Genomic DNA, 17,565 nt, shown 5'->3' on the forward strand with positions numbered 1-17,565 from the left:
GACTCATGGACGCTGTCACGCTAGAGCACATCACCAAGACCTACGAGAAGGGCACCGTGCGGGCTGTCGAGGACGTATCGTTTGCGGTAAAGCCGGGCGAGCTGTTTGGGCTGATTGGGCCGGATGGGGCGGGCAAAACCAGCATTTTCCGCATCCTGACTACGCTGTTGCTCGCCGACTCGGGCACGGCCACGGTGGCCGCACACGACGTGCGCACCGACTATCAGGCTATCCGCAACACGGTGGGCTACATGCCGGGCCGGTTCTCACTCTACCAGGACCTAACGGTGCAGGAAAACCTGAACTTCTTCGCCACGCTGTTCGACACGACCATCGCGGCCAACTACGCGCTGATTAAGGACATCTATGAGCAGATTGAGCCGTTTCGGGACCGGCGGGCGGGCAAGCTCTCGGGCGGCATGAAGCAGAAGCTGGCCTTGTGCTGCGCCCTGATTCACAAGCCCACCGTCCTGTTTTTAGACGAGCCCACCACGGGCGTCGATGCGGTGTCGCGCAAGGAATTCTGGGCTATGCTCGGGCAGCTCCGGCAGCAGAGCATCACCATCCTGGTTTCGACGCCCTACATGGACGAAGCCACGCTATGCGAGCGGATTGCGCTGCTGCAGGGCGGCAAAATCCTGTCCATCGACACGCCTGATAACATCGTCCGGGCGTATCCGCACCCCCTTTACGCGGTGAAAACCGATGCCGTGCATTCCCTGCTCCACGACCTGCGGGCCTACGCGCCGGTGCTCAGCAGCTACGCGTTTGGGGAGTTTGTGCACGTGGCGTTCCGGCAAAATCAGCCCAATAACGACGCGGCGCTGCGCGACTACCTCCGCGCCCGGCAGCACACGGGCATCGTGGTAAAGCCGATTGAGCCCACCATCGAAGACCGATTTATTGAGCTGATGACGGCCAACCCCACCGCTGCGCATGGAAACTAACCCTGGCCCGGCCATCAGCTGCCACGAGCTGAGCAAGCATTTCGACGGCTTTCGGGCCGTGGACAGGATTTCGTTTGAGGTCGCACCGGGTGAAATATTCGGCTTTCTGGGGGCAAACGGGGCGGGCAAAACCACGGCCATGCGCATGCTCTGTGGCCTCTCCTACCCTACTTCGGGCCAGGCCACGGTGGCGGGGTTCGACGTATACCGGCAGCAGGAGCAAATCAAGCAGAACATCGGCTACATGAGCCAGAAGTTCTCGCTTTATGAGGACCTGACAGTGCTGGAAAACATCGAGTTTTTCGGCGGCATCTACGGCCTCCCCGACCAGCAGCTGCGCACCAAAAGCGAGGAGCTGGTAACGACGCTGGGGCTGCAAAGCGAAGCCAAAAAGCTGGTCCGCGACCTGCCGTTGGGCTGGAAGCAGAAGCTGGCTTTCTCGGTAGCCATCCTCCACGACCCCAAAATCGTGTTTCTCGACGAGCCCACCGGCGGCGTGGACCCCGTCACGCGCCGGCAGTTCTGGGAGCTCATCTACGCCGCGGCCGACCGGGGTATCACCGCCTTCGTGACCACTCACTACATGGACGAGGCCGAGTATTGCTCGCGCGTTTGCATCATGGTCGACGGCCGCGTGGAAGCCCTGAACTCGCCCGCCCACCTGAAGCAGCAGTTCCACACCGACACCATGGACGACGTGTTTTACCAATTGGCGCGGGGCGCGCAGCGGGGAGAATAGGGCTAGTCACAATAAAGAAGAACGTCATGCTGAGCTTGTCGAAGCATCTCTACCACGCAAGTAACCCCAATCGCCTGCCCGTTAATCGCCTGTCATGCTGACGCAGGAAGCATCTTATCAAGTCAGCACAAATCGTTCCGCGGCGATAAGATGCTTCGCTGCGCTCTGCATGACAGACGATTGAGTCACTATCCTAAGCGAGTTGCCTAGCACCGCTCAGCCGGAAGCCCTGATTTAACCCATGAAACAGCTGCTCGTCTTCATTCGCAAGGAGTTTTACCACGTCTTCCGGGACCGGCGCACCTTGCTCATTCTCTTCGGCTTGCCCACGGCGCAGATTCTGCTCTTCGGCTTTGCCCTGAGCAGCGAGGTGAAGAACATCAACCTGGCCGCAGTGGACTTTGCCCACGACCAGGCGTCGCAGCAGATTATTGGCAAGCTGCAGGCCAGCCGCTACTTCCACCTGCAGCAGGCGCCGTTGAGCTACGCGGCCATGGAAACGGCTTTCCGGCAGGGCAAAATCAAGGCCGCGCTGGTGTTCCCGGCCCATTTCAGCGCCGACCTGGGGCACACTGGGCGCGGCCAGCTGCAAATCGTGGCCGACGGCTCCGACCCCAACACGGCCTCCACCATTACCACTTACCTCACGGCCATTGTGGGCGACTACCAGCGCCAGCTCAACCAGGCCGCGGGCGCCCTGCCCTTCCAGATTGTGCCCGAAACGCGCCTGCTCTACAACCCCGAAATGAACGGCTCGCTCAACTTCATTCCGGGCGTGCTGGCGCTGGTGCTCATGATAGTCTGCACCACGCTCACGTCGGTGTCTATTGTGCGCGAAAAAGAGCGGGGCACCATGGAAGTGCTGCTCGTGTCGCCCTTCCGCCCGCTGCTGGTGCTCATCGCCAAGGCCGTGCCTTACCTGGTGCTTTCCCTGCTCGATTTCACCCTGATTATGCTGCTGTCGGTGTTTGTGCTGGACGTGGAAATCCGCGGCAGCGTGGTGCTGCTTTATGGCGTGAGCACGGTATTTATCGTCGCCTGCCTGTCGCTGGGGCTGCTGATTTCCAACATCACGGCCTCGCAGCAGGTGGCCATGCTGGTCTCGATGATGGGCATGATGCTGCCCACGCTGCTGTTCACCGGCTTCATGTTTCCCCTCGAAAACTTACCCTGCCCGCTGCGCCTCGTGCCCAACCTGCTGCCCTCGCACTGGTACTACCTCATCGTGAAAGCCGTGATGCTGAAGGGGCTGGGCTTTGGGGCCGTATGGCGGGAAACCGTGATTCTGCTGGGCATGTCGGTGGCCCTACTGGGCATCAGTTTGCGCAACTTTAACATCCGTCTGGCATGAGAATCCTGCTGTTTCTGCTGCGCAAGGAGTTCCGCCAGATGTTCCGCGACCGGAGCATCCTGGCCCTGATTTTCCTGATGCCCACTGTGCAGCTCCTCATCCTGCCCCAGGCCGCCAACTACGACGTCAAGAACATCAACCTGGCCCTCGTCGACCACGACCACAGCAGCTACTCCCGCGAGCTGACGCGCAACATCACGTCCTCGGGCTACTTCCGCCTGGTCGGGGCCAGCGCCTCATACCAGGAAGCCTTGCACCTTATTGAGGACAGCCAGGCCGACATCGTGCTGGAAATCCCGCGCGGCTTCGAGCGCAACCTCGTGCGCGAAGGCACGCAGCAGGTGGCCGTGGCCGTCGATGCCATCAACGGCACCCGGGCCGCGCTGGGCGGCGCCTACCTCACGCGCATTATCTCCGACTACAATAGCGATGTGCGCCTGCAGTGGCTCGGGCCGGGGCCCGCGCGCGGCGCGACGGTTATCGACGTGGCTGCTATTAACTGGTACAATCCGTTGGGGCGCTACTACGTGTTTATGGTGCCGGCCATCCTGGTGCTGCTGCTCACGCTGGTGGGCGGCTTCCTGTCGGCCCTCAACATTGTGCGGGAAAAGGAGCTCGGCACCATCGAGCAGCTCAACGTGTCGCCCATCAAAAAATGGCAGTTCATTTTGGGCAAGATGATTCCGTTCTGGCTGCTGGGGCTGCTGGTGTTCACCATCGGGCTGCTCATTGCGCGCGGGGTCTACGGCATCGTACCGGTGGGCAGCCTGGGCACGCTCTACCTGTTTGCCGCGGTGTACCTGGTGGCGATTTTGGGCTTTGGCCTGCTGATTTCCACCTACAGCGAAAACCAGCTGCAGGCCATGTTCGTGGCCTTCTTCTTCATCATGATTTTCACGTTGATGAGCGGCCTGTTCACTTCCCTCGACAGCATGCCCGCCTGGGCCCGCGTCCTGGCCAACCTCATCCCCCTCACCCACTTCATCGAAGTAGTCCGCCTGATTATCCTGAAGGGCAGCGGCCTGGCGGAGGTATCGCGCCAGCTGGGCTACGAAGCCCTTTTCGCCGTTGTGCTCAACACCTGGGCCATCCTGAACTACCGCAAAACCACCTAGCTGCCGCTGCGCTACCGCAAACCCACCTAACGGTTCTTGGCAAGCGGCGTCGCAATGGTGAGTAGAAAGACCGATTCTTCCCGGGCCGTGACACTGTGCGGAATACCGGCATGCAGCGACACCATCTGGCCCTCGGTTAGCTCGGCTGTTTGCTGCTCGGTGTGGAAGGTGACGTGCCCTTCCACCACCTGCACGGAAATGGGGCCCGGGGCGGTGTGCTCCTTGAGCTGCGCGCCGGGCTGCAAGGCGAGGAGCAGGATGCGCAGGCCTTCGCTTTTGAGCAGCGTGATGGAGTTGCGGTCGCTGGTGTGCCAGGCCGGCTCCTCCTTTATCTGTTTGCGCAGGGCCAGCAGGTCCATCGTCACCATGGGCGCATCCAGGTAGCGCGTGCCTTCGGGGCGTTGCGGCGTGGCCACGTTGACCTTTTCGGCCGTTGCGGTGTCGCGGCCTTGCGTGGCACTTCGCTGGGCTTTTTCTGCCAGGGTTCGCACCATGGCATCGGCCATTTCCTCGCTGTAGATGCCGTAGCCATTCACCAGTGTGCCCTTGACGCCGTGCTTGGGGGAGGAAATAGCGTACACAATGGCTTCGTCGCCGGGGTCCGACGTGCCTTCGAAGCGGTAGTGATGGTCAACTTCGAACTCGTCGGGGTGCACGCGCAGGTCGTTGTTGGGGTCTACCAGGTAGCCTTCGGCGAGATTGAAGTCGACGGTGTAGCCTTTGCTTTTCAGATGGTTGAGTACCTCCGAAACGGTATTCATGGGGTCCATGGCAATTTGGAATAGGGGCTCTAGCGGCAGTTAGCCCAACATTTTAGAAAAGCGAGGTTCGCCTGGCACCGGCAATGAAGGATCAAAGGTGGGCTTTTGTTGGTGCCGCGGCCATGACAGAAATCAAGCGCCCCCGTGATTGGTATCATTACTTAAAAAGCCGGAAAAGCACACTTTTGAGGCGATAAATAAGCTCATTTGGCAGTTGATTTATACCCTTGTCAATCAATGGCTTATTTATGATAATTTTCCTATTCAGTTCAAGCCGGGTTTCTCATTGGGCCACGGCCGGGCACTCGGCATTGCTGGCCCTATCTGCTCGCTTTATTGCTCCCTTACCATGCGTACGCAACCTGCTCCCCTGGCTGTGGAAGAACGGCTGGCCGACCACGACATCAAGCAGGCCGTTGAGCGGCTGTTCAAGCTGAAGAAAGGCGTGCAGGCCAACCTGCTGGAAGTCGCCTGCAGGGAAGGCATTGTGGAACTGACCGGGCTAACCGACAGCCTGCTCTCGCGCCAGCGGGCCGAAGATTTGGCCAAAGCCGTGCGCGGGGTGCGGGGCGTAATCAATGAAATCAGCGTGCACACCGCCGACTTACCCAACGCCGAGCTACTGTGCCGGGTCGAAATTGCCCTGATGCAGGACCCGGCCACGCGCGGCTACAAAGTGTGCTGCCACACCCACGACGGCCAGGTGACGGTGGAAGGCACGCTGCAATCCTGGGCCGAAGAGCAGCTGGTGCTGCAAGTGCTCAAGGGCGTGCCGGGCGTGCGCCAGCTCAACAACCGCCTCACTGTGCGCGGGGCCAGCCTGCCGAAATCGGACCAGGACATCACCGCCCTCATTCAGGAGCTGCTGGAATGGGACATCCGGGTGAAGAGCGACCTGGTGCACGTGCGCACCACCAAAGGCGAGGTGCACCTCTCCGGCACGGTGGGCACCGCCGCCGAGCACGACCAGGCCGTGGCCACCGCCTACGTGGCCGGCGCCACCCGCGTAGACGCCACCGAGCTGCAAGTGGCCAGCTGGGCCCTGGACAAAGAGCTGCGCAGCGAGAAAAACCAGCCCAAGGCCGACGCGGATGTTGCCCAGGCCATCCTGGACGCGCTGCGCTTTGACCCGCGCGTGGACGAGCAGCCGCTGGAAGTGCACGTGCACAACGGCGTGGCCACGCTGCTGGGCACCATCGGCAACCTGCGTGCCCGCGACGCCGCCGGGCAGGACGCCGCCAACGTGGTGGGCGTGGGCACCGTGCACAACCTGCTGCAGGTGCAGCACCTGCACCCTTCCCCCGATTCCATCATCCAGGAGCACGCCCAGGCGGCCCTGGCCCACGATGCCTACCTCGGCCGCTACGCCTTCACCCTGGCCGTGAAGGAGGGCAAAGTGGAGCTCTACGGCACCGTGGGCTCGCACTATGAGCAGGAGCGGGCGGCAGAAGTAGTGGCCGGCGTAAACCACGTAGCCGAAGTAGTGAACCACGTGGTGCTCTACGACGCCGAGAACGAGGTGCCGGAGTCCCCGCTCCCATCCGACACCGTGGTGACGGCGCCCGAGTCGCTGGGCCACCTGGAGCCCGACGACGTGCTGAAGGACCGCATTCGCACCCACTTTTATTGGTCGGCGCAGCTGCACGACCAAGACATCAGCGTGAGCGTGCACGATGGCCGCGTCACGCTCACCGGCACCGTAGATTCGGCCCTGGAGCGCCGCCAGGCCGCCGCCGAAGCCCACGCCTGCGGGGCCGTGGAAGTGAACAACCACCTGAACGTGCGGCCGGCCGCGTAGGGCCCCACGAAACAGAAGCGGTTGAAAAAAAAAGAAATTGGGCTAATTGAGCTGGGCCAACGGCCTACACCAGCTCGCAGGTGGAAGGTTCGTTGTGCTCCCACTTCGTGACGGAGGCCATGGTGGCGTCGGCAATGTTGCTCAGCGCTTCCCGGGTCAGGAAGGCTTGGTGGCCGGTAACGAGGGCATTGGGGTGGGCAAGTAGCGCGGCAAACAGCTGGTCGGGCCTGGGCGAGAGCGTGTGGTCGTTGAAGTACAGCCCTTTTTCGTGCTCATACACATCAATGCCCAGGTAGCCCAGGCGGCCCGATTGGAGCGCGGCCAGGGCAGCCTCGGTGTCGATAACGGCGCCCCGCCCGGTGTTGATGAGCATGGCCCCGGGCTTCATCTTCGCCAGCAAGTCAGCATCAATGAGGTGGCGGGTGTGCTCGTTGAGTGGCGCGTGAATGCTGATAATATCGGCTTCAGCGCAGACCTGTTCCAGCGGCACATACGTCAGCTCATAGCGCTGGCGCAGTTCGTCGTTGGTCTTGATGTCGTAGCCCAGCAGGCGGCAGCCGAAGCCGTGCAGAATGCGGGCCACCACGCCCCCAATGCGCCCGCACCCGATGATGCCCACCGTTTTGCCGTGCATGTCGAACCCCACGAGGTTGCCCAGCCGGAAGTCGTAGGCCCGCAGCTGCTGGTCGGCCAGCCGCAGCCGGCGGTTGAGGGCCAGCATCAGCGTAACGGCGTGTTCGGCCACGGCGTAGGGCGAGTAGTCAGGGGCATTGGCCACGCGCAGGCCCAGCCGCTGGGCCGCGGCCAGGTCGACCTGGTCGTGGCCGGCGGCGCGCACGGCCACCCCGCGCACCCCCAGGGCCGCGAGGCGCTCGAGCACCGGCGCCGAGGCGTCGTCGTTGGCGAAGATGGCCACGGCCTGGCTGCCTTGGGCCTGGGCCACCGTGTCGGGGCCCAGCGGCGCGGGCACGAAGCGCAGCTCGTGCTGGCCCTGCGCGGCCCGGGTCAGGTAGGGTTGCTCGTAAGCGTAGGCGCTGAATACAGTCAGGTGCATAGCAAGGGGGCTGAATTAGGCTCGAACGCGGTTTTTTTCAATCCGGGCCATGATGTCGTTCATCATTTCAACCTGAATGCGCTGGATTTCCAACAAATCCTGCTGCTGGTGCATAATCAGGTGGTCCAGCTTCTCGTGCAGCATGCGGATTTCCAGCTCCGACTTCAGGTTTATCATGTAGTCTTTTTTGGCCCGCTGGCGGTCTTTGTCTTCCTGCCGGTTCTGGCTCATCATGATTACCGGGGCCTGCAGGGCCGCAATGCACGAAAGCACCAGGTTGAGCAAAATGAACGGGTACGGGTCGAACGCCCGGTGGGCCAGCACGAGCGTGTTGGACACAATCCAGAGCATGAGCACGCCAAAAAACAGGCTGATGAACGTCCAGCTGCCGCCAAAGTCCGCTATCTGGTCGGCCAGGCGCTGCCCCAGCGTGAGGGACTCCTGCTCCTCCTCGAGCTTATCGGTGAGGGTGTGGTCGTTCTGCAGGTGGTCGAGCACGGTCTGCTCGAGCTCGTTGAGCTCGCCCACTTCGCGCAGCAGGTAGCTCTGAATGTACTTGCGGCGGTACTGGTTGAGCTCCGACATCGCCAGCGAGCCGTCCGCCGTGAACTTGGGATTGTCCTGCTGAATGAGCTGGAGCAACGCCGGCCGCAGCGTGCGGGCGCTCACCCGCTCGCTCACCGGAAACTCCTGCCCGGAGCAGCTGCTGATGAAGGTGGGGGACAGCAGGCGTTCAGACATTATATTGAAGTAAGCACTTCATGATGCCATAGTTAACGCAGCATATGAGCTGGGCAGCAACCGTAGCGCAGGGACTTTCGCACCGTGCGGCGGGCATGGGGCGGCAGCATGGAAATTGGGCGGAAATCTGAGCGAAAAAAGGCAACAATGGCCCGCGAGACGCCACGGCCGTCAGCGTGGCAAAGGTGGGCCAATTGGGGATGTCAACGGCATGATACAAATCAATTGACGCTTTGATTTTTCGCATGGGGCCCGGCCCTAAAACAGTAGAAATTGCAGCTGCATGCAAACCCTCACGGCATCCCGTATGACTCCCTCGCTGCTGGTCCTGACGGACTTTTTCCAGGCCGCCAACCGCGCCCTGGACTACGCCACCAACTTAGCCGAGCCGCTGGGCGCGCGCCTGGTGCTGCTGCACGTGCGGCGCGACTCCATCCTCGACCCGGAACTGTTCACCGGCCGGCTCTCGAACCTGAGCAAGGAAGCCATTGGCCTGGCCCTCAACAGTGTCACTCGCGGGCTGGCCGTGCCCGTGGTGGCCGAAGTGGGCCACGGCCGTGTGGCCGTGGCCGCCTCCGACGCCGCCGCGCGCCACCACCCCACCCTAATCGTGCTTGGGCGGCCCGACTACTCCGACGAGCCCGACGAGCTGGTGCACACCACCTGCCTCGACATCCTGCGGATAGCCCCCTACCCCATGCTGGTGGTGCCCCACGGCGTGGTGAGCACCGCGCCGCCCCGCCGGGTGCTGCTGGCGGAAGACGGGGAGCCGTTTGCCCTGGGCAAATTCAGCGGCCCCATCCATGCCATGTTCAAAACCCTGAGGGCCGAAATCACGGTGCTGCATGTGCAGTCCGAAGCCAACAGCGAGGACTTTGCCCCGCTGGCGCTGGAGGCGGTGCGGCGCGCGGGCCTGGCCGAAGGCCTGCCGCCCATGCAAAGCCTCACGGTGGTGAATTCCAACCCCGCCGAGGGTATTCTAGCCGCCGTTCAGCCCGGCGACTACGACCTAGTGGTGCTCATTGCCCGGCCCCGAAGCTTCCTGAGCCAGCTTTTCCACCAAAGCACCACGGCCAAAGTGCTAATACACAGCGCCCTGCCCGTACTCATCATGCCGGCGCAATGAGGCAGCTCACCTCGCAAACGACGCCTGCGCATTGGCGCTAATCCAACTTAACTCATCCCGTCATGTCACGTGAAGCTTATACCCTATTCTTCCGCGAACTGTCCAATGACAAAGTTGCCCTGATTGGCGGAAAAAATGCTTCCCTGGGAGAGCTGTTCAACCGCTTGAGCGCGCAAGGCATCAACGTGCCCGATGGGTTTGCCACCACGGCCGCCGCGTACTGGCTGTTTCTGGACGAAAACCACCTGCGCGAGCCCCTCACGGCCCTGCTCGCCACCGTGGACGAGCAGGAATTCAGCAATCTGCACGAAGTGGGCGCCCAGGCGCGGGCCATGCTGCGGGCTGCCAGGCTGCCCCAGGTAGTGGCCGACGAAGTGGCCGAGGCCTACCGGCAACTGTGCCACGAATACACCCACGAAATTCAGGTGGCCGTGCGCAGCAGCGCCACCGCCGAGGACCTGCCCACCGCCAGCTTTGCCGGCCAGCACGACTCCTTTCTGAACGTGCGGGGCGTGGACGCCGTGCTGCACGCCTGCCAGGAGTGCCTGGTGTCGCTCTTCAACGACCGGGCCATCAAGTACCGCATCCAGAACGGCTTCAACCACTTGCAGGTGGCCCTGTCGGTGGGCGTGCAAACGATGGTGCGCTCGGACCTGGCTTCGGCTGGCGTGGCCTTCACCATCGAGCCCGAAACCGGGCACGAAAACCTGATATATGTGACCGGCAGCTGGGGCCTGGGCGAAAACGTGGTGCAGGGTGCCGTGAACCCCGACGAGTTCTACCTCTTCAAGCCCGCGCTGCGCCAAGGCAAACGGGCGCTGGTGACCCGCAAGCTCGGCGACAAGGCCAAAACCATGCACTATGCGCACTCCGACACCCAGGTGGCGGGCATCAAAAACACCGACACCCCGCAGGAGCGCCGCGAAACCTTTGTGCTCACCAATGCCGAAGCCGAGCTGCTGGGGCTCTGGTGCCTGCGCATTGAGGAGCACTACGGCATGCCCATGGACATAGAATGGGCCAAAGACGGGCTGAACAACGAGCTGTACATCGTGCAGGCCCGGCCCGAAACCATTCACCACGGCCGCCGCACCCTGCTGCTGCACGAGTACCACCTCACCCAGAAAGGCAAGGTGCTGGCCAAGGGCAAGGCCGTGGGCAACCAGATTGCCACCGGCGTGGCCCGCATCCTCGACTCGCCCGCCGACGGCCACCGCCTGCAGCAAGGCGACATCCTCGTCACCGACATTACCAGCCCCGACTGGAACACGGTGCTGCGCAAAGCCGCCGTAATAGTAACCAACAAAGGCGGGCGCACCAGCCACGCAGCCATTGTGGCGCGGGAGCTGGGCCTCTCGGCCGTGGTGGGCACGCTCGATGCCACCGAAAAAATCCAAGACGGGCAGCTCATCACCGTGTCGTGCGCCGAGGGCGACGAAGGCCAGATTTACGACGGCGCGCTGCCCTGGCAGGTGACGGACATCGACCTGGAGCACGTAGCAGTGCCGCATACCAAGCCCCTGCTCATCCTGGCCGACCCCGACCGGGCGCTGCACCTGGCGCGCTACCCCAGCCAGGGCGTGGGGCTGATGCGCATGGAGTTCGTCATCAACAACGCCATTCGCATTCACCCCATGGCGCTGGTGGCCTTCGACCAGCTCACCGACCAGAAAGCACGCGAAACCATCACGGCCCTCACCGCCCGCTACGACACCAAGCCCGAGTACTTCATCGACCAGCTCTCGCAGGCCATTGGGTTTGTGGCGGCGGCCTTCTACCCGCGCGAGGTGATAGTGCGGCTGAGCGACTTCAAAACCAACGAGTACGCCAACCTGATTGGGGGGCGGCAATTTGAGCCCGACGAGGAAAACCCCATGCTGGGCTTCCGGGGGGCCTCCCGCTACTACAGCCCGCAGTACCGCGAGGGCTTCCGGCTGGAGTGCGAGGCCCTGAAGCGCGTGCGCCTGAGCATGGGCCTGACCAACGTGAAGGTGATGGTGCCCTTCTGCCGCACCGTGGCCGAGGGCCAGCAGGTGGTGGCCCTGATGGACGAGTTTGGCCTGAAGCGCGGCGAGCAGGGCCTGGAAGTGTACGTGATGGCCGAAATCCCCAGCAACGTCATCCTGGCCCAGGAGTTTGCCGAGGTGTTCGATGGCTTCTCCATTGGCTCCAACGACCTCACGCAGCTCACCCTGGGGCTCGACCGGGACTCGGCCATCGTGAGCGGCTTGTTCGACGAGCGCAACGAGGCCGTCACGCGGCTGCTGGCGCAGGTAATCAGCACGGCCAGAGCCTGCGGCCGGCCCATTGGGCTGTGCGGCCAGGCCCCGAGCGACTACCCGGAATTTGCCCGCTTCCTGGTGGAGCAGGGCATCAACAGCATTTCTTTCACCGCCGATGCCCTGCTCAGCGGCATGGCCAACATGGTGGCGGCCGAGCAGGCCCTGGCCGGCCCGCCCCAGGAGCGAGAACCCGCGGAGAGCCAAAAGGCGGTGTCGGTGTAACGCGTGGGCCTCAAGGCCCTGCCGTAACCAATTGTCTGACAATTCCCATGGCCATGAACTCGCAAGAAACCCACTTGGAAACAGAAAGGGCCCTGTCTGACAGCGACATTTCGGCCGCTGTGGAATTTTTGCTGGCCCGCAAGCAGGGCGTCGCCCCCCACCTCATCGATGTGGCCACGCACGAGGGCACGGTCATGCTCACGGGCCACGTCGACTGCCTGCACATGCGCGAGCGCGCCGAGGAAATTGCAAGCACCGTGCGCGGCGTGTGCGACGTGGTGAACTCCCTCTCAGTGTGCGGCAGCGAGGTGCCCGATGCCGCCCTGCGCCGCGACGTGGAAGAAGCCCTGCTGCGCAATGCCGTGGCCCACCCGTCCGAAATCAGCTGCACGGCGCGCGATGGCAAGGTCATGCTGCTGGGCCAGGTGCGCTCCTGGGCCGAAAAACAGCAGGTGCTCCGCGTGGCCAAGGGCGTGCGCGGCGTGTGCGACGTGGAAGACCGCCTGAGCTACCCGGCTGGCGAGCGGCACCCGGCCAAGTCCGCGGCCGAGCTCACGGCCGCCGTTGAGCACCTGCTGGCCTGGGACCACCGCATCCGGCACGCCCTGATTCAGGTGACCGCCCAGGAAACTGGCGTGGTGGAGCTGCGCGGCAAGGTGGGCAGCGCGGCCGAGCGCCGGCGGGCCATTGCCACGGCCTGGCTGGCGGGCGCCGCGCGGGTCGAGGCCAAGGACCTGGCGGTAGCGCACGACGCCAGCTGCCACGACCTGCATCAGGACAAGTACACCGCCAAGACCGACGCAGCCATTCAGCAGGCCATCGAGACCCGCCTGGGCTACAACCCGCGCCTGCACGCCGACAAGGTGGACGTGCAGGTGAGCGGCGGCCGGGTCACGCTCCAGGGCCTGGTGAGCAGCCTGGCCGGCCGGCGGGCCGCCGAGCACGACGCCCGCGGCGTGGTGGGCGTTCGGCACGTTCACAACGCCCTGCGCGTGCGGCCCAACATCCACGTGGAAGACCCCAAGCTGCAGCAAAGCATCGAGGAGGCGCTGCTGCGCGACCCGTATCTGAAGCAGGCGCCGGTGGCAGTTGCGGTTACCAATCGCCGGGTTATCCTGCGCGGCAAGCTGGATTCGCATTTCGAGAAAACGCACGCCGAGGAAGTGGCGTCCAACATCGAAGGCATTGTGGCGATTGAAAACCGCCTGGGCATCCTCGCCACCGCCACCACCGACCGCGACCACTACGGCAGCCTGATTGCCAGCGGCGAGGCCGCCACGTTCGGCTCGCCTTCCGATGCCGACATCGAGCACCGCATTCAGCAGCAGCTCAACTGGTCGGCCCACCTGCACAGCCAGGACGTGGAGGTGCGCGTGGACAAAGGCGTGGCCACCCTCACCGGCACCGTGGCCACCGAGCTGGACCGCGAAAACGCCGCCCTGAGCGCCTACGAAGGAGGCGCCACCGCCATCGACAATCAACTTTTAACTCAGTTCGGGCCGCCGCATTAAAGCATGTTTGGGATTTTATAAAAAGACCGTTTCCGTCATGCTGAGCTTGTCGAAGCATCTCTCCCGCTTCGTTAAAAAAGCTCCAAACGAAGCGGGAGAGATGCTTCGACAAGCTCAGCATGACCCGAAAATCAAATTTCCAAACACGCTCTTAGCCTGGTGCCAACGCCCTTTTATACCAAAATGTCAAACGCCTTCGCTGGCTGAAACCAGCTCAATATTGGAAGCAACCGGAGCAGCTGATATGGCGCGCCGCCTCCGCAAAAGTATTATTGCTCAATTCGTTAAATTAGGCAGTCGCAAGCGTAATTCCAGCCGGGCGCCTTGGCGCACCTGCCTTTTCCGCCTCCGTTATGAAACCGACTTTTATCGTGCTCACGGATTTGTCGCCGGCGGCCCACCGGGCCGCGCACCTGGCCGCGCTGTTGGCCGCTCCGGTGGGCGGCCAGCTCCATTTGCTGTACCTGGAGCAGGAGCCCGTGTTCACGCCGGAGATGGGCATGGTGGTGATTCCGGAAGACTTTTACACCCAGGAAAAGCTGGAAGCCGACGCGGCCCTCGCCGAGCTGGCGCGCACGCTCCCGGTCCCGGCCACCGCGTCGGCCTGCCGCGGCAGTCTGCACGACGTGCTGGGGGAGCTAATCAGCGAGCGGCAGCCGCAGCTCCTGGTGATGGCCCTGTACGAGGAGCACGACCTGCTCGACGCCCTGCTGCTCGACCAGGCCCTGCCGGTGCTGCGTGACTCCGGCCTGCCCGTGCTGCTTGTGCCCGAGTGCGCCGCGCAGAACCCCGGCCTGCCCGCCCTGGTAGCCGTGGCGGCCGACGGCGAAGGCTTCCGGCTCAATGCGGCGTCCCAGGCGCTGGGGCCGCTGCTGCGCAGCTGGCCCGCCACCTACTGCGTGGTGCACGTGGCCCCGCCCGATGGCCCTGACGGCCCCGACGGCAACGGCCTGGCGCGGGCCCAAGCGGCGGTGTGCCACACCGAACTACTGCCGGCTCTGAACTACACCACCTACGAGGTGAAGCGCGAGCCGCCCAGCTTGGGCCTCGTGCAGGCCGCCCTGGATTTGCAGGCCGACCTCGTCATTCTCTTTGCCCGGCCCCGCACGTTTGTGTGCAGCGTGTTCAACTGCGGCGTGATTGCGCACGTGGCCCACGCGTGCCCGGTGCCGATGCTGCTATTGCCCACCCAGGAATTAACGGCTTCAGAAGCGGAAGCCACCACCCAATATGTGGGCCAGGTGGCGTCCTAGGGTTCCGCGGCCCGGCCCACACGTTCTTTTTTCATCCCATGAGTAACTCTGCTCTGCTTGACGAAACCGGCGCGATGACGCGCTTTGCGGGCCGCTTTTTCAGCGAGGGATTCCGGCCGCGCTACGAAATCCACGAACTGCTGCGGCAGTGCTACATCATTGGCTACCAGTCGCTGCCGCTGGTGGGCATCACGGGCTTCATCATGGGCATGGTGCTCACGCTGCAAAGCCGGCCCACCATGGCTCAGTTCGGGGCCGAATCCTGGATTCCCACCATGGTGGGGCTCACCATCATCCGGGAGATGGGGCCCATCATCACGGCCCTGATTTTTGCCGGCAAAATCGGCTCCAGCATCGGGGCCGAGCTGGGCTCCATGCGCGTCACCGAGCAGATTGACGCCATGGAGGTTTCGGGCACCAACCCCTTCAAGTACCTGGTGGCCACGCGCGTCATCGCCACCACGCTCATGCTGCCGGTGCTCACCGTGATGGCCGATGCCATTGCCCTCTTCGCCTCCTACCTCGGCATCAACCTCAAAGGCGTGACCACCATGGCTTTGTTCACCAACAACATCCTCACGGGCTTGGCCTTTGGCGACGTGGTGCCGGCCGTCATCAAAACCTTCTTCTTTGGCTTCGCCATCGGCGTAATTGGCTGCTACAAAGGCTATAATTCTGAAAAAGGCACCGAAGGCGTGGGGCAGGCGGCCAACTCTGCGGTGGTGGTCTCGTCCTTGGTTATCTTCATACTCGACTTGCTGGCCGTGCAAATCACCGGCCTGCTCGGCCTGAACTAACTGCCCAGGTTATGACCCCAGAACCTACCCTGCAGCCCGCTCCTGCCCCCCCCGCGCCCGGCAAGCCCGGCGAAGTGGTGATGACGGTGGACCACGTGAGCAAATCCTTCGGCGACAACCACGTGCTGCGCGACTTCTCGCTCACGCTGGGCCGGGGCGAAAACGTGGTGGTGCTCGGCAAATCCGGCTCGGGCAAGTCCGTGCTCATCAAGTGCATTATTGGGCTGCTGCCCTACGACGAGGGCACCATCACGGTGCTGGGCCAGGACGTGGCCTCGCTGGACCACGCGGCCATGGACCAGCTGCGGGCCCGGGTGGGCTTTCTGTTCCAAAGCAATGCGCTCTACGACTCGATGACGGTGCGCGAAAACTTGTTGTTTCCGCTGCGGCGGCACTGGCTGGAGCACAGCGCGGGCGAGGAAGACGACATGGTGCGCCAGGCCCTGGAGGACGTGGGGCTGGCCAACACTGCCAATATGATGCCCGTGGAGCTGTCGGGCGGCATGCGCAAGCGCATCGCGCTGGCCCGCACGCTCATCCTGCGGCCCGAAATCATTCTCTACGACGAGCCCACCACCGGCCTCGACCCCATTACGGCCCGCGAAATCGACCAGCTCATCCGGGAAGTGCAGCACAAGTACAACACCTCTTCGCTGATAATCTCGCACGACATGAACTGCGTGCGCCTCACCGCCGACCGGGTGGCCCTGCTGGTAGACGGCCGCTGCTACGCCGAGGGCACCTACGCCGAGCTGGAGCAGCGCGACGACCCCAAAATCCACGAGTTTTTTGCCTGAGCCCGGCCGGCTTCCGGCTTTGCTCGCCCTCATTTTCCCTGGCCATGACCGAATCCACCGCCGCTAATAATTTCCGCCTGGGCTTGTTTGTGCTGGTTGGGCTGGCCTGCCTGGTCATCACGCTCTTTCTGCTCGGGCGCAAGCAGAACTTGTTCAGCTCGTCGCTGCAGGTGCAGGCCGACTTCCGCAACGTGTCGGGCCTGCTCACCGGCAACAACGTGCGCCTGGCCGGCATCAACGTGGGCACCGTGCGGCGCATCCGCATCCTCAACGACAGCACCGTGCGCGTGGCCATGGACCTGAACCGCGACGTGCGCCCCTACGTGAAGAAAAACGCCATTGCTTCCATCGGCACCGACGGCTTGGTGGGCAACACCATCATCAACCTGAACGCCTCGCCCGAACCGGCCCCGCCCGTAGTAGCCGGCGACATCCTGCGCACCAAATCTCCGCTGGGTATCGACGCCATGCTGGGCACGCTCAACGTGTCGAACAAAAACCTGGTGGGCATCACCAAAGATTTGCGCGCGATGACCCAGCGGCTCAACCGCAGCAAAGCCCTCTGGAGCTTGCTCGAAGACGAGCAGCTGGCCCGTAATTTCAGCCACAGCATGAGCCACGTGGCCGCCACCACCGACCTGCTGATGGCCTCGGCCCGCGACGTGCAGCGGCTGACGCGGGGCGTCCGGCAGGGGCGCGGCGCGGCGGGCTACCTGTTCACCGACACAGCTTTTGCCGGCCAGATGCACCACGCCACCCGCCGGCTGGCCCAGACCTCCGACACCCTGGCCAGCACCGTGGCCAGCCTGAAACGGCAGGTGAGCAACCCCAAGGGCCCGCTCAACACCCTGCTGACCGATTCCACGGTGAGCCGGCAGCTCAAGCAAAGCGTGCAAAACGTGGCACAGGGCACGGCCGGCTTCAGCCAAAGCATGGAGGCGCTGCAGCACAACTTCCTGCTGCGCGGCTACTTCCGCCGCCAAAAGAAGAAGCAAGCCAAGCAGCAGCAAGCGGCCGAAAAGCAGCCTACTCCCGACAAACAAGCCCAGGCCGCTAAGCAGTAGCCCCCAC

General features: G+C 63.4%; 15 protein-coding genes. 12 read left to right on the forward strand and 3 right to left on the reverse strand.

All coding sequences use genetic code 11. The features are described from left to right. The first annotated feature begins 5 nt into the window (after positions 1–5). From AUC43_RS17620 to AUC43_RS17635, 4 genes are all read left to right on the forward strand, one after another. Positions 6–947: an ABC transporter ATP-binding protein gene (locus AUC43_RS17620; protein ID WP_068196718.1), complete on the forward strand. Its 942-nt coding sequence runs from the start codon at positions 6–8 to the stop codon at positions 945–947. Further along, positions 937–1,686 carry an ABC transporter ATP-binding protein gene (locus AUC43_RS17625; protein WP_082685180.1) on the forward strand — a complete coding sequence of 250 codons (750 nt, stop codon included), beginning with the start codon at positions 937–939 and terminating at the stop codon, positions 1,684–1,686. Before AUC43_RS17620 ends, AUC43_RS17625 begins: the two co-directional genes overlap by 11 nt. Positions 1,687–1,927: 241 nt before the next feature. Next, positions 1,928–3,037 carry an ABC transporter permease gene (locus AUC43_RS17630; RefSeq protein ID WP_068196721.1) on the forward strand — a complete coding sequence of 370 codons (1,110 nt, stop codon included), beginning with the start codon at positions 1,928–1,930 and terminating at the stop codon, positions 3,035–3,037. Further along, on the forward strand, positions 3,034–4,152 hold the full coding sequence (locus AUC43_RS17635) for an ABC transporter permease (RefSeq protein WP_068196724.1): 1,119 nt from the start codon (positions 3,034–3,036) through the stop codon (positions 4,150–4,152). The genes AUC43_RS17630 and AUC43_RS17635 overlap by 4 nt, the downstream gene beginning before the upstream one ends. Positions 4,153–4,178: 26 nt before the next feature. On the opposite strand, the gene AUC43_RS17640 is transcribed toward AUC43_RS17635, so the two are convergent. Then, a complete protein-coding gene (locus AUC43_RS17640; RefSeq protein WP_068196726.1) occupies positions 4,179–4,922 on the reverse strand; it encodes a cupin domain-containing protein in 744 nt (247 codons plus the stop codon). Positions 4,923–5,262: 340 nt separating this feature from the next. Between AUC43_RS17640 and AUC43_RS17645 the strand changes: the two genes are divergently transcribed. Further along, positions 5,263–6,711 carry a BON domain-containing protein gene (locus tag AUC43_RS17645; RefSeq protein WP_082685181.1) on the forward strand — a complete coding sequence of 483 codons (1,449 nt, stop codon included), beginning with the start codon at positions 5,263–5,265 and terminating at the stop codon, positions 6,709–6,711. 64 nt (positions 6,712–6,775) lie between these two features. On the opposite strand, the gene AUC43_RS17650 is transcribed toward AUC43_RS17645, so the two are convergent. Together AUC43_RS17650 and AUC43_RS17655 are read right to left on the reverse strand one after the other, a co-directional pair. After that, positions 6,776–7,765, reverse strand: coding sequence for a 2-hydroxyacid dehydrogenase (locus AUC43_RS17650; RefSeq protein ID WP_068196731.1), 990 nt, complete (start codon positions 7,763–7,765; stop codon positions 6,776–6,778). 15 nt (positions 7,766–7,780) lie between these two features. Then, positions 7,781–8,506 (reverse strand): DUF1003 domain-containing protein, encoded by a 726-nt coding sequence (locus AUC43_RS17655; RefSeq protein ID WP_068196734.1) that lies wholly within the window; start codon positions 8,504–8,506, stop codon positions 7,781–7,783. Positions 8,507–8,813: 307 nt separating this feature from the next. Here AUC43_RS17655 and AUC43_RS17660 point away from each other — a divergent pair, with 307 nt between their 5' ends. The 7 genes from AUC43_RS17660 (at position 8,814) to AUC43_RS17690 (ending at position 17,558) form a co-directional block, all read left to right on the forward strand. Then, complete coding sequence (locus AUC43_RS17660; RefSeq protein ID WP_068196738.1) at positions 8,814–9,632, forward strand: universal stress protein; 819 nt, start codon at positions 8,814–8,816, stop codon at positions 9,630–9,632. A gap of 62 nt (positions 9,633–9,694) precedes the next feature. Continuing rightward, positions 9,695–12,136 (forward strand): phosphoenolpyruvate synthase, encoded by a 2,442-nt coding sequence (gene ppsA / locus AUC43_RS17665; protein WP_068196741.1) that lies wholly within the window; start codon positions 9,695–9,697, stop codon positions 12,134–12,136. 53 nt (positions 12,137–12,189) lie between these two features. Further along, positions 12,190–13,647, forward strand: a complete 1,458-nt coding sequence (locus AUC43_RS17670) for a BON domain-containing protein (RefSeq protein WP_199243468.1) — start codon at positions 12,190–12,192, stop codon at positions 13,645–13,647. 353 nt (positions 13,648–14,000) lie between these two features. Then, positions 14,001–14,900: a universal stress protein gene (locus AUC43_RS17675; protein ID WP_068196746.1), complete on the forward strand. Its 900-nt coding sequence runs from the start codon at positions 14,001–14,003 to the stop codon at positions 14,898–14,900. 38 nt (positions 14,901–14,938) lie between these two features. Next, positions 14,939–15,697, forward strand: coding sequence for an MlaE family ABC transporter permease (locus AUC43_RS17680; RefSeq protein ID WP_068196748.1), 759 nt, complete (start codon positions 14,939–14,941; stop codon positions 15,695–15,697). An 11-nt stretch (positions 15,698–15,708) separates the two neighbouring features. Continuing rightward, positions 15,709–16,494: an ABC transporter ATP-binding protein gene (locus AUC43_RS17685; RefSeq protein ID WP_082685183.1), complete on the forward strand. Its 786-nt coding sequence runs from the start codon at positions 15,709–15,711 to the stop codon at positions 16,492–16,494. 44 nt (positions 16,495–16,538) lie between these two features. Then, positions 16,539–17,558 carry an MlaD family protein gene (locus AUC43_RS17690; RefSeq protein ID WP_068196751.1) on the forward strand — a complete coding sequence of 340 codons (1,020 nt, stop codon included), beginning with the start codon at positions 16,539–16,541 and terminating at the stop codon, positions 17,556–17,558. Positions 17,559–17,565: the final 7 nt, after the last annotated feature.

The sequence above is a fragment of the Hymenobacter sedentarius genome (genome assembly GCF_001507645.1).
Lineage (GTDB): Bacteria > Bacteroidota > Bacteroidia > Cytophagales > Hymenobacteraceae > Hymenobacter > Hymenobacter sedentarius.